We start from the raw sequence: 12192 nt of genomic DNA on the forward strand, positions 1-12192 counted from the left end.
CAACTAAAAGAGAAATTCCGATGAGTTTTACGGATCAACTACTGAAAGATAGAATTTTGTCTGCACGTGAAAAGTCGATTACTTGGCTTAGAAGCATGCAAGCAGTCGATGCACCAACCGGTGTTTCACGTGTAAGTTCTCTACACGACACTGAAAGGTGGCCCGAAATGCTTCTCTCTGGAACCTATGATTCGGTCATGGCCCGAACGCTCCTCAATGACCCAATAGAAAACCCTAGTCATGTGGCAGATTGGATAATGAGCTGCCAACACGACACTGGCTTTTTCACTCTTCCTGGTATGAAGTGGGATGACTGCCACAAGCGTGAACAGCTTGCAGACACCCAGCAATACATGCAATTTCATGCAACCAACTATTCTATGGGAGCACTGGAGGCTTTAGGCCACTTAGATGAATTCCGTATGCCATTTTTGACTCCTTTCTTAGACGAGCAGAACATGTGGGCGTGGCTAGGACAACGTGACATGCGTGACCCGTGGCTAGAAGGGAACAATATTGTCAACATGGGCTCTTTCCTACTGGTCGAAATGGCTCGCAACCCCGAAGGTCCAGCGAAAGATCGCTTGAAAGACATCATAGAGTGGCACGATCGTCAATCTGAGCCTTACTCTGGTTTCTGGGGGCCAGGGCAGCAATTTAGTCAAGAATCGCTTCTGTTTGCCTTATGCGGCGCTACCCATAACCTGCATATTTTCTATGATCTTGATGCGCATATTCCTCACTTTAACCAATCGATCTCACGCTGCTTAGAGCAACCCATTGCAGTTCGCAGTGGGTGCATTGATGTCGATATCGTTGATATCTTGGCTCACGGCGTACAACGCCACCCTGAACGTCGTGATGAAGTTGAACATTGGCTTCGTGAACTTCTCGTCAAACTGCTTGATTTCCAAAATGAAGATGGTGGATTCCCAGATACCTTGCTGGGTGAACGAGGGTTTGATGGCTGGACTCAAGGCTACAAAGAACCACAAGGTCACAGCAATACGTTTGCAACGTGGTTCCGTTGGATAACCATCGCCATGATTGCGGAAACGCTTTGGCCACAATGGCAAACTTGGCAATTTCGCAAAACCATTGGTATTGGCTACTTCAAATCAATGAAATAGCCCCCTACAACATTAGAAACATAAATAAGGACATTATAATGAAAAAGACTCTTACTCTCTGTACTCTTGCGCTAGCTATCACTGCCACAGGTGTCTCTGCGAAAACACTCCGAATGGGATACAACCACCAAGATGACCACCCAACGGGCCTGGCGATGATAAAGTTTGGTGAACTTGTAGAAAAGTATACTGACGGCAAGTATAAGGTTAAAGCCTACCCTAATGGTCAGCTTGGTGATGAGCGTCGTATGCTAGAGCAACTGCAAATGCGCATGCTAGATATATCCAAGACGGCCACGACGCTAATGACGACATACGCGCCTGAGTACTCCGTACTTACAATGCCTTATATGTTCAACGGTCCTGAGCACTTTAAAGCGACTCTGCAGGGTGAGATTGGTGAAGAACTACTGATGCGTGCGGAAGGTCGCAATCTTATCGGCATGACGTTCTTATATGATGAACCACGCAGCTACTACACGGTTAAGCAGCCTGTTACCTCACCAGACGATCTTTCCGGTCAAAAAATTCGTGTAATGAACTCTTCAGATGCAATTGAAGTTGCACAAACTATGGGGGCAACGCCAACGCCAATTTCTTGGTCTGAAGTGTACACAGCTCTACAACAAGGTGTTGTGGATGGCGCGGAAGGAGGACCTTCTGCTCTAACCCTAGCTCGCCACGGCGACGTTGCTAAGTACTTCTCTAACAGCCAGCATGTTCTATATCCTGGCATGATCGTAATTGGTAAGCACGTATGGGAAGGCTTGAACGATCAAGAAAAGGCCGAGTTTAAACAAGCAGCAACCGAAGCTGCAGAGTATCAAATGGGCCTCTTCCTCACATTGCAGAACGACGCAATAGTTGAAATGCAAGAGATGGGTGTGACGATAACTGAACCAGAAATGAAAGACTTCCGTGAGAAAGCTCAACCGTATATAAACAAATATACTCAGCAACCTGAACTAAAAAAACTGGCTGACCGCATCCAGTCAACAGAGTCGTAAATGATGTCAAAGCAGGCCGCGTTTTTTAGCGGCCTGCCTCTTCTTTCAAAGGTCTTGTATGCACCGTCTATTTTCAATCACTGAGCAATTTCTAGGGTATCTACTATGTGGATTACTCATGTTGCTCTCGGCTTCGGTAATCTGGCAGGTTATCGGTCGCTATGTACTCACTAATCCCGCCACATGGCCAGATGAAATTGCTCGTTTTTCAATGATATGGGTAGCTATGTTAGGCGGCGCGTTTGTTTACAGCAAGAAAAAGCATCTTGCCGTCACCATTCTTCCTGAGCGCTTGGCGGGAACAGCTAAAGGCTACCTGCTTGAAATTTTCCATCATGTGTTGGTCATAGGTTTTGGTTTAATCGGATTAGTTGGCGGCTATAAAATGACTATGAACAACTTTGATTTTGGCCAAGTATCCCCTGTCCTAAAAATCAATATGGGGTATGTGTACTCTGCAGTCCCTATTGCGGGGTTCTTATTGATTGGTTTCGCTATCTATTTTATCGCTCAGAATATTCAATCTATTCGTGAGTTACACAAGGAGGCTATCTAATGGATCCTGCTGTTTTATCTGCTGTTGTCTTGTTCGGTAGCTTTTTCATCATGCTTTTCTTGGGCTTTCCGGTGGCATTCGGCATCGGTCTCGCGTCGGTATTTGCTATGGTTTCTTTTGCCGATTGGGAACTCGCGTTAAATGCTGCAGCTCAAGGATTAGCTACTGGTGTTGACGGTTTTACCTTCCTTGCCATTCCGCTGTTTGTCATTGCTGGCGGTATCATGAACCGTGGCTCTATCGCATTGCGCCTTATTAACCTAACCAAAGTTATCGCTGCGCCACTTCCTGGAGCCTTGGCGCATGCCAACATCATCGCGAATACTTTGTTCGGTGCACTTGCTGGCATCGCTTCTGCCGCAGCCATGGCGGTTGGTGGGACAATTAACCCTCATGCCAAAAAAGAAGGCTACCATACCAACTTTATGGCCGCTGTTAACGCTGCCTCAGCACCATCTGGATTGGTGATTCCACCGTCGGCAAGTTTGATTCTTTTCTCTCTTTATTCGGGCGGAACATCAATTGCTGCTCTGTTTGTTGCAGGTTATTTACCAGGCATACTATGGTGTATGTCGGTTATGATCCCGGCTCTTTATTTCACCATTAAGCATAAGTACCCAACTCAAAAACTGCCTGCAACCAAACGTATCCTGATGGCATTTTGGGAAGCAACACCGCCACTTCTTCTGATTATTGCCATCATAGGCGGTATCGTTGGTGGTCTATTTACGGCGACAGAAGCTGCGGGGATGGCCGTTCTATTTTCATTCTTGTTATCTCTAATATATCGAGAATTAAGCGTAAAAGATCTACCCGCCATTTTCATTGATGCGATAATACCGACCTCGATCTGCGTATTTCTTGTCGCTGCCTCGGGTATCATGGGGTGGGCTCTGAGTTTTGCATCAATTCCAAGTATGATCAGTGACTTTATTTTATCAATTTCAGATAACAAAATTGTTTTATTAATTTTGATTAATGTGATGCTTCTAATTATTGGTACGTTCTTAGACCTCACACCTGCAGTAATCATCTTTACACCAATATTAATGCCTGTGTTCAATATGCTTGGTATCGATCCTGTCCATGTCGGTATCATGATGGTATTTAACTTGAGTATTGGACTGATTACACCACCCGTTGGAACCTTATTGTTCGTGTCTTGTTCGATTGCAGATATCCCATTCCAAAATATCATCAAACCAATCTTACCTATGATTGGCATGTTGATACTTTCGTTGGCACTGATCACCTTCGTTCCAGAAATTACACTTACTGTTCCACGGTTATTCGGCTTGGTTCAATAAGTAAATTCGTTAGCTATAGGATATAACCATGACAAAAATAGCAATTATTGGCGAATGTATGATTGAAGTGAGTGGCGAGTTGTTTGGTGCTACTCAACAAAGTTTTGGTGGTGATACGCTGAACACCGCCGTATATCTGTCGCGTGCCAGCTCAGATATTGAAGTTTTTTATGTGACTGCGATGGGAAAAGATGCGTTAAGTCTGGGCATTATTGCTCGTTGGCAAGAAGAAGGCATCAACACTGAGTTTGTGCTGCTTGATGAGCAGCGCAAACCTGGCCTGTACCTAATTCAGCTAGATGAAGATGGCGAGCGCAGTTTTATGTACTGGCGTAACCAGTCTGCTGCCAAGCACATGCTCTCTCACCCTGCGTTCGACTCTATAGTAGCCGAGTTGAAAAATATGGAGATGGTCTATATTAGCGGAATTTCACTGGCGATATTAACGCCAGAGGATCGCGATAAACTACTTGCGCTATTAGATAAACTGCACCGTCAGGGGGTAAAAATCGCATTCGACAGTAACTATAGACCTGCACTTTGGGAAACTCGGCAACAGGCAGAAGATTGCTACCAACGCATCTATGCTATTACTGATATTGCTTTAGTGACTGATGAAGACGAATCGGAGTTATGGGGCAACAAATGCGACGAGGAAACGATCCAACGTTTATCTGAATTTGGCGTGAAACAAGTTGTTCTAAAACAAGGAAGCAAAGGCGCGCAATACCAGAATTTAGAACTAGATGATGTATCGACAACGGTACCGACTATCCCCGTTGAAAACGTAGTCGATACTACATCGGCCGGTGATTCTTTTAATGCGGGATTCCTTTCAGGCCACCTGACAGGCAAGTCTATCATTGACTCTATCACTCAAGGTCACCTTTTGGCTGGATGCGTAATTCAGCACAAAGGTGCCATCATTCCAAAGCAATTTACCAACCCAGTAGTTAAAACCTTTGACAATCTTGTCGGGGTTTAAGGAGAGCAAATGACAACTAGCCAACAACTCAAAGAGATTAAAGTAATTCCTGTCATCGCTATTGATACAGCAGAAGATATTATTCCATTGGGCAAGGCGCTAGCAGAGAATGGCTTGCCTGCAGCAGAGATTACATTTCGAACTCAAGCGGCAGAAGAAGCTATCCGCCTACTACGTGAATCTCAGCCAGATATGCTGATTGGCGCAGGTACAATTATCAACCGTGAACAAGCACTAGCTGCAAAAAATGCCGGTGCGACGTTTGTCGTGTCACCTGGTCTAAACCCAAATACTGTTATCGCCTGTCAAGAAATAGGTATCGAAATTGTACCTGGAGTTAACAATCCTTCAGCTGTTGAAGCTGCATTAGAACTGGGGTTGACCACACTTAAGTTCTTTCCAGCTGAAGCTTCTGGTGGTATCACAATGGTAAAATCACTACTAGCGCCATACACGGATATCGAACTGATGCCAACAGGTGGTATTAACGCTACTAACATCCGTGACTACTTATCAATCCCTCGTGTCGTAGCATGTGGTGGTACTTGGATGGTTGATAGCAAATTGATCCAAGAGAAAAACTGGCGAGAAATAGGTCGACTAGCGAAAGAAGCTAGTGAATTGGTGGGCTAAATTTGATCAGAAACTAGAGGTGTGTTTGTCGCTCACCTCTGGACAAAAGCGTTTCAGGAGCTTTTCTAATTTAGAAAATCATAAATTAGTTCTGGTATTACATGCTGAATGACCAAATGGGCTGTAACTTAAGCGTATCGCTTGAATGCCAGTAACATTCAGAACCTATATCGAACTTTCTAAACCGTCGTGGTGCATAAACCGATTAAACGCACCCAGATATAAAAATGGCCTAGCTAAAAAGCTAGACCACACGAAAAATAAGCAAAAAGCAATACTTGACCCTACTTGCGCTTACGTTGGCTATTACCATTAAACCACTCCATCTGTTGATAAGACCCAGTTAAAACTAACTGGGTCTTATGGCACCTAACGTTCACTAGAGGGCTGGTGAACTGAACTCACTATTTATTAAAAAAGTTTGTGTATCGGCTTTACCTCATCCCTTAAATTCCACGATAGAATAGGGTTCGACGTTCCTTTATTTATCGTTGGGGTACTATAAAATACTGGATAGCTACATAACTGTGCACGTTTGATTAGTAACTCTGTTGGCATTTCAACCTCAGCATGCTTTTTATCCCACGCTTTATTGAAGAAACGTTCTCGATAAATGATTAATGTGTTGCCGTCTAAAAAATCACTTTCCCAAGCATGGTCATTTACTATCCAATTTGCTGTAAAGACCAAGTATAATTTGCCATCGATTCTAACTGGCTCTCTGTCGCTCCAGCTGCCAGATGCGTCCAATTCAAAATCATCGTCTCCCACTGGAATTCTGAATTCAAAGTTAAGCTTTGAAGGTGGAAATAACGGCTTCTCTTTGATCATACTTTTAACCATATTCGATATAGGCCATAAAACAGCACCATTAAAGATACCTAAGTTGAGTAGGTTTGATTTATCTATCATCTCATCTAGCCGCTTCGATAGCTTTTCCATTGCCCTGGTGAAGTGTTTTTCATAAGTCTCTTTTTCAGTATGATCTAACGAATCCTTCAACACATTTGGGTTGCTAATAGTGGGACTAATTAGCCCTGCCTGGCGCATAAAATTAAAACTACAATGCTTCGCAACCCCTACTTCAAAGTGACTAGGAATAGGAGAAGTAAACCCTGCGAATGCAAATAAGGGACTACCAGGAAGTTCTATTTTTCCTAGCTTACTACCATTACTATCCAGCATTTTATATGGCGCTATTGCGATTAAGCGACTATTACGTGTTTTTGATTGTAAGCGTGCAATGATATCAATATAGCTATACAAGAGTGCCCTTAGCGCATCGATACGTTGCTCTTCAGTTTCTAGCTCTTCCAGACTGTTGGCACTTGAGATGACACCCTCTAGTCCATGAATGGCCGAAAGCTTGTCTGGCTCTTCCCGCACAAGACGTTTGAGTTCATCTTCAAGCTGACACGGCAAAGTAGGAATTTCTTGATTATGATTGGCTTCCAATGCGCTTGCAACGTGTGCTTTCAAGCTGATAAATGCACTATTGCTTGGAGTAATAAGACTCACTAACTGTTCGCGCAGAGCATTGCGATGATCTAAGTTGTGGCCCGTTTGCACCGTAGCATGAATCTCTTTAGCTTCGGCCTGAGCAGACACCATACCTACTTGTGACATACCAAAACCAAGAATTTTGTCGAGGCTAGTGGTTTTGAGTAAATCGATGCCATCAATAAGTTTAAAGCTAAAGCCCATCAAGTTGTATGCGCTTTGGTCGGAGTATTCTTGTAACCCATTGAGCATGTAAGTTGGCCATTTTGAGACATTAGGGTCGACAAAAATGATCTTACGGTTGTAATTCGTCCTCTCATCTAACGCATCAATATGTGATGCTAGTTTAAACGCTTCAGCTACTGGCTCATTATTGAAAACACCTCCATCCGAATAGAGATAGGTGTGCTTATTTTCCTCAAATGGCCACTGGTTTTTGTGTGGATACTCCCATTTATAGCGAAGCAAAGGAAGTGGTTCAAAAGCAACAGGGAAAGAGCCACTCGCTATGGCAGTACCAACGATGTGCTTCCAGTCTTGTTTAGATAAAAAGTCGAAACAAACGCCCTCCACTTTTCCTCCAGTATGGAAGCGCATCCAGTGCGAAGGGTGTTGATCGTTATGGTCACAACTTTCTATTGCGATTTCTTGCAAGTTAATATCAAACACTCGAACTTCTTTGTGGCGATGCGATGTTAGCGCATCATTTAAAGGTGTTGTATCAACGTGGTTGTGTGAAAAAGCACTTGTTGCATCATATTTTATTGGGGCTAGGTTAGCGATAGTACACGCATACAAGACTCGTTCACTTAATAAGCCATCTTGCTTGATGTCCGCGACAGAAAAGTCATCGCTATCTTGTAAAATATACTCTTGAGCGATTTTCAGTACCGCACTTCTATTAAAGATCCCACCTTGCTGAGAAAGGGTTGGGATTTTATCTGTACTCTCTTTAGCAAGTAACCTATTGACATTAATACCATTGACCCAAACTTCTTCAAGCATATCTTGAGCAAGCTGAGCATCAACTAACTTTTCTTTCATTCTCGGTTCTAAGTCGCTAACTTCTCGTGGGGTGTCTTTAAACTGATCAGTTAACTTTTCTTCAGCCTTAAGCCTCTTTTGCGTGTCCTGACTTGGCATAGCCAATGCTCGTAGCATTAACCCAAGGCTCAGTGCTCCGGCACTAGCCCCCGAAAATACATCAATGTTAATGTCTTCGTAGTACTGCCCGCTTTCATCCACGCCATACATAATGGCCAGCTTAATCGACTCTGTAAGTGCTGCCCCAGAAAAAGAACCTAAAGAGACGCCTCCTCCCATCGCAAATCCAAGTTTCAATTGAGTCATATTAAACTCCTAAAGACTGTTAAGATTTAGTTAGCATGTCTAGAAGTGTAAGCGTTGAGTATTTGTTTGATGTGATCTGTTGCATAGTATGAGTTCGCTTAGAAATTTAATCACCTGACTATTTAATTTTTTCGCCTAACAAAGTTTGGGGCACTTTCGAGTGAGAAAGTGACGACTGTAACCTGTGATCACCAAGCGACTTCGTCGTAATGATAATTATCAAGGGACATTGACGGTCTTCATTTTTCAGTAATTCTCTAACTATTGAATTGAAATAGTCAGGGATCACCCAGTACTGCCAACTCTGCGGCCAATAGGTCAAACACCCGGCGAACCCGTAAGTTCGTTCTAAGTTCCTCATGACATACCAGCCATAGTGGAATCTGCATCACCGGAAAAAATTCGTTGGGCACTCGCACAAGTTGTGGTTCTTTATTCGCTATGTCTTCTGGTAAATACATCAAGCCTAAATGCTGTTTGCATAACTCCAATTGGGCAGGTTGAAATTCAGTAGAAAGCTTAAAATTATCTTCAGTTAGCTGCCAACCATGCTTGGCAAATTGCTCGATGATTTGGCTGTTGTTGCCAAAGCCGATAATTTGTACATCTTGGAAACCCTCAATGGCTCCTAAATCTAAGAAGGGTTGCAGGTACTCTCTAGTTCCATATAAATACACCTGCTCATCACCTAGCTTCTTTGCAATAAGACTTGGCTGGGTAGGTTGAAAACTGCGAATAGCAATATCGGCATCTCTGCGTTTTAAATCACTAACGTCGTTTGTGACCACCAACTCAATGGATATACTTGGCTCTTCATGTCTTAGCTTGCTAAGAATCGGTGGCAATCTATACACGGCATCAAGCTGACAAGCCGAAATGACGACAACACCTTCCAGATCTTGTGATTGACCATTGGCAGCCATCGAAAACTTGTGGGCGACATCTCCCATTTCGCGCGCGATGTTAAGTAACTCGATACCACTGGGCGTGAGTTGTAGTTTATGCGCGGAACGCTCAAAAAGAGCAACACCAAGCTCATCTTCTAGGGCAGACACCTGACGACTTAGCGTCGGTTGTGTAAGACGCAAAGATTTGGCGGCCGCAGACAAGCTTCCTAGTTCTGCTGTTGCTAAAAAGGCTCTTGTTCGATTCCAGTCAAAAGAAATTGATTTCCAGTTCATACGAATCTGTATATCTCTATGCGTTTCTAAGCAATTATCATTAACTATATGTATAGATATAGTGTCAGCACAATTGTTTTATTAAGGTAATTTTATGACCGTTCTAGTATTGGGAGCGACGGGGGCAACAGGGCGACTTGTAGCCAGAGAGCTGATATCGCGGGGGAACTGCGTAAAGGTGATTGTGCGATCATTAGATAGAGTAGACACTGACCTGATTGCCAGCAAGCAGGTAGAAATCGTTGTTGCGGACATTGTTGATTTGCCGGAGGAACAGCTCATTGCCCATATTAAAGATTGCGAAGCGGTTATTTGCTGTCTTGGACATAATTTGACGCTCAAGGGTATTTACGGTCAGCCGAGAAAACTGGTGACAGACACCACAAAGCGTGTATGCCAAGCTATTGTCAGGCTAAAACCATTGCAGCCGATAAAATTTGTTTTGATGAGTACGTCTGGCTATCAAAACCTACTGAGGGGGGAGTCAGTTTCGTGGATTCATAACATGGTCATTCAGCTAATCAGAACAACTTTACCTCCACATGTTGACAATGAAGAGGCAGCTCGATATCTGCAATACAGTGTGTCTGACTCTTCAACTTATTTAGAGTGGGCCGCAGTCAGACCCGATAGCTTAGTTGACCAATCAATGAAAAGTGAGTTTTCTGTTCATCCATCGCCGATTTGTGACCCGCTATTTGCGTCAATGAAAAGCAGCCGCATCAATGTTGCCAATTTTATGGTCGAATTGATTTCTTCACCTTACGCTTGGATCACATGGAAAAATGAAATGCCAGTCCTGTATAACAAGCAACAAAGTATCAAGGTGTGACGCGGCAGTTGGAACATCACGAATACTTACTCAGATTGGTATAATTTACAAAACATAGGGCTGCTAACGGGTAAGAGAGCCACAACTAGAAATGCGAGGCGCTACGTTAACTCATTGTGTTGTGTAGAAATACTGCTTAGCCAATTAGTGAGCTTGAACACATATCATGCATCTCATGGACGATGAATACGGGTTCATTGATCTGACCCCAGAACTTTTCTTGCAAAACGCGCGCATAATTTCTCCGCCGATGATCTCACGTCAAACCAACTCAGGAAGAGAGTTAGTCCTATGCGCCCTTATCTCAAATACATCATTCCTACGTTGATTCCTTTGCTTGTTTTGCTGATGCCACTATCAGCGTTTCCATTTGAAGGGATGACCATTATTCAGCAACGAGTGATAGCGATTTTCTTGCTCGCCGCGCTCTGTTGGGTATTTGAACCGATTCCGATTTATGCCACCTCGGTGGTGATCATTGTGCTTGAGCTGCTACTGGTCTCCAACAAAAGCATCATTTTCTTTCGGCTTGATGAAGGCCAGCCGCAATTTGGTGAATTGCTGAAATACAACGACATCATGGCAACGTTTGCCAGCCCGATCATTATGTTGTTCTTGGGTGGCTTTTTCTTAGCCATGGCGGCGACCAAATATCGTTTAGACGTCAACTTAGCTCGGGTGCTGCTTAAACCGTTTGGTCAAAATCCAAAATACGTGATGTTGGGCTTAATGCTGATCACCGCGACATTCTCGATGTTTATGTCCAACACGGCGACCACGGCGATGATGTTATCCATTCTCACCCCTGTGATTGCGGTATTTGGCCCCAAAGATCCTGGTCGCATCGCGTTTGCTTTATGTATTCCAGTTGCGGCAAACATAGGTGGTATCGGCACGCCAATTGGTACGCCACCCAATGCCATTGCACTTAAATACTTAGTTGGTGATAACTTAATTACCTTCGGCGAATGGATGGCGTTCGGTGTGCCTTTTGTGATTGTCATGATGGCGCTGGCTTGGTTTCTGATTGGTTTTATGTACCAAGCAGAACAAACCACCATTGACCTCAACATCAAGAGTAAATTTTTAAAAACGCCCAAAGCGATGATCGTCTATGTCACCTTTGCCGGTACCATTTTATTGTGGTTGATGGGCTCGGCGCACGGCATGAACTCTTATACAGTTGCTTTGATCCCAGTTGCGGTGTTTTCACTGACTGGCATTGTTAATAAAGAAGATTTGAAGAAGATCTCATGGGATGTGCTTTGGTTGGTCTCCGGTGGTATTGCGTTAGGCTTAGCACTGGATAAAACCGGCTTGGCGAAACTGATGGTAGACAGTATTCCGTTTGATCAATTCTCACCTTATGTGGTTTTAGCTGGGGCTGCACTGCTGTGTTTGTTGATGGCGAACTTTATGTCTCATACCGCGACAGCCAACTTGTTGATGCCTATTATGGCGGCGTTAGGCAGCTCGATGGCCTCATTGACTCCGTTGGGTGGTGAAGTAACACTGATTCTCGTGGTCACCTTTGCTGCTTCGCTGGGTATGTCGCTACCAATCAGTACACCACCAAATGCTCTGGCCCATGCGACGGGCAACGTCCAAAGCAGTCAAATGGCACGCGTTGGTGTGGTGCTGGGTGTGAGTGGCGTACTACTAAGCTTTGTTATGGTGTGGGCGCTCCACACAGTTGGACACATTGGTTAGG

10 protein-coding genes are annotated in these 12192 nt (G+C 44.0%); 8 read left to right on the forward strand and 2 right to left on the reverse strand.

What is annotated here, in order from left to right:
- Positions 1-20: 20 nt before the first annotated feature.
- The 6 genes from TW81_RS16370 to TW81_RS16395 are packed head-to-tail and all read left to right on the forward strand — an operon-like array spanning position 21 to position 5618.
- The gene (locus TW81_RS16370; protein WP_045956807.1) at positions 21-1130 is read left to right on the forward strand and encodes a hypothetical protein; all 1110 of its coding nucleotides are present in this window, start codon (positions 21-23) and stop codon (positions 1128-1130) included.
- Positions 1131-1168: 38 nt separating this feature from the next.
- On the forward strand, positions 1169-2137 hold the full coding sequence (locus tag TW81_RS16375; RefSeq protein WP_052706231.1) for a TRAP transporter substrate-binding protein: 969 nt from the start codon (positions 1169-1171) through the stop codon (positions 2135-2137).
- Positions 2138-2195: 58 nt separating this feature from the next.
- Complete coding sequence (locus TW81_RS16380; RefSeq protein WP_045956808.1) at positions 2196-2693, forward strand: TRAP transporter small permease; 498 nt, start codon at positions 2196-2198, stop codon at positions 2691-2693.
- The gene (locus TW81_RS16385; protein ID WP_045956809.1) at positions 2693-4000 is read left to right on the forward strand and encodes a TRAP transporter large permease; all 1308 of its coding nucleotides are present in this window, start codon (positions 2693-2695) and stop codon (positions 3998-4000) included. Before TW81_RS16380 ends, TW81_RS16385 begins: the two co-directional genes overlap by 1 nt.
- A gap of 28 nt (positions 4001-4028) precedes the next feature.
- The gene (locus tag TW81_RS16390; RefSeq protein WP_045956810.1) at positions 4029-4985 is read left to right on the forward strand and encodes a sugar kinase; all 957 of its coding nucleotides are present in this window, start codon (positions 4029-4031) and stop codon (positions 4983-4985) included.
- Between the two features lie 9 nt (positions 4986-4994).
- A complete protein-coding gene (locus tag TW81_RS16395; RefSeq protein ID WP_045956811.1) occupies positions 4995-5618 on the forward strand; it encodes a bifunctional 4-hydroxy-2-oxoglutarate aldolase/2-dehydro-3-deoxy-phosphogluconate aldolase in 624 nt (207 codons plus the stop codon).
- 411 nt (positions 5619-6029) lie between these two features.
- On the opposite strand, the gene TW81_RS16400 is transcribed toward TW81_RS16395, so the two are convergent.
- Together TW81_RS16400 and TW81_RS16405 are read right to left on the reverse strand one after the other, a co-directional pair.
- Positions 6030-8468, reverse strand: a complete 2439-nt coding sequence (locus TW81_RS16400; RefSeq protein WP_045956812.1) for a patatin-like phospholipase family protein — start codon at positions 8466-8468, stop codon at positions 6030-6032.
- 278 nt (positions 8469-8746) lie between these two features.
- The gene (locus tag TW81_RS16405) at positions 8747-9649 is read right to left on the reverse strand and encodes a LysR family transcriptional regulator (RefSeq protein WP_045956813.1); all 903 of its coding nucleotides are present in this window, start codon (positions 9647-9649) and stop codon (positions 8747-8749) included.
- A gap of 94 nt (positions 9650-9743) precedes the next feature.
- Between TW81_RS16405 and TW81_RS16410 the strand changes: the two genes are divergently transcribed.
- Entirely contained in the window at positions 9744-10481 is a 738-nt protein-coding gene (locus TW81_RS16410; RefSeq protein ID WP_045956814.1) for an SDR family oxidoreductase, read from the forward strand.
- Between the two features lie 291 nt (positions 10482-10772).
- The gene (locus TW81_RS16415; RefSeq protein WP_045956815.1) at positions 10773-12191 is read left to right on the forward strand and encodes an SLC13 family permease; all 1419 of its coding nucleotides are present in this window, start codon (positions 10773-10775) and stop codon (positions 12189-12191) included.
- Position 12192: the final 1 nt, after the last annotated feature.

Origin of the sequence: Vibrio galatheae (assembly GCF_000967545.1) — a bacterium.
Taxonomy (GTDB): Bacteria; Pseudomonadota; Gammaproteobacteria; order Enterobacterales; family Vibrionaceae; genus Vibrio; species Vibrio galatheae.

What these genes read in the sequence shown, in the direction of transcription:
- TW81_RS16410 (WP_045956814.1), top strand. Translation starts at nt 9,744, where the DNA reads ATGACCGTTCTAGTATTGGGAGCGACGGGGGCAACAGGGCGACTTGTA.
- TW81_RS16395 (WP_045956811.1), top strand. Translation starts at nt 4,995, where the DNA reads ATGACAACTAGCCAACAACTCAAAGAGATTAAAGTAATTCCTGTCATC.
- TW81_RS16405 (WP_045956813.1), bottom strand. Translation starts at nt 9,649, where the DNA reads ATGAACTGGAAATCAATTTCTTTTGACTGGAATCGAACAAGAGCCTTT.
- TW81_RS16415 (WP_045956815.1), top strand. Translation starts at nt 10,773, where the DNA reads ATGCGCCCTTATCTCAAATACATCATTCCTACGTTGATTCCTTTGCTT.
- TW81_RS16400 (WP_045956812.1), bottom strand. Translation starts at nt 8,468, where the DNA reads ATGACTCAATTGAAACTTGGATTTGCGATGGGAGGAGGCGTCTCTTTA.
- TW81_RS16380 (WP_045956808.1), top strand. Translation starts at nt 2,196, where the DNA reads ATGCACCGTCTATTTTCAATCACTGAGCAATTTCTAGGGTATCTACTA.
- TW81_RS16375 (WP_052706231.1), top strand. Translation starts at nt 1,169, where the DNA reads ATGAAAAAGACTCTTACTCTCTGTACTCTTGCGCTAGCTATCACTGCC.
- TW81_RS16370 (WP_045956807.1), top strand. Translation starts at nt 21, where the DNA reads ATGAGTTTTACGGATCAACTACTGAAAGATAGAATTTTGTCTGCACGT.
- TW81_RS16385 (WP_045956809.1), top strand. Translation starts at nt 2,693, where the DNA reads ATGGATCCTGCTGTTTTATCTGCTGTTGTCTTGTTCGGTAGCTTTTTC.
- TW81_RS16390 (WP_045956810.1), top strand. Translation starts at nt 4,029, where the DNA reads ATGACAAAAATAGCAATTATTGGCGAATGTATGATTGAAGTGAGTGGC.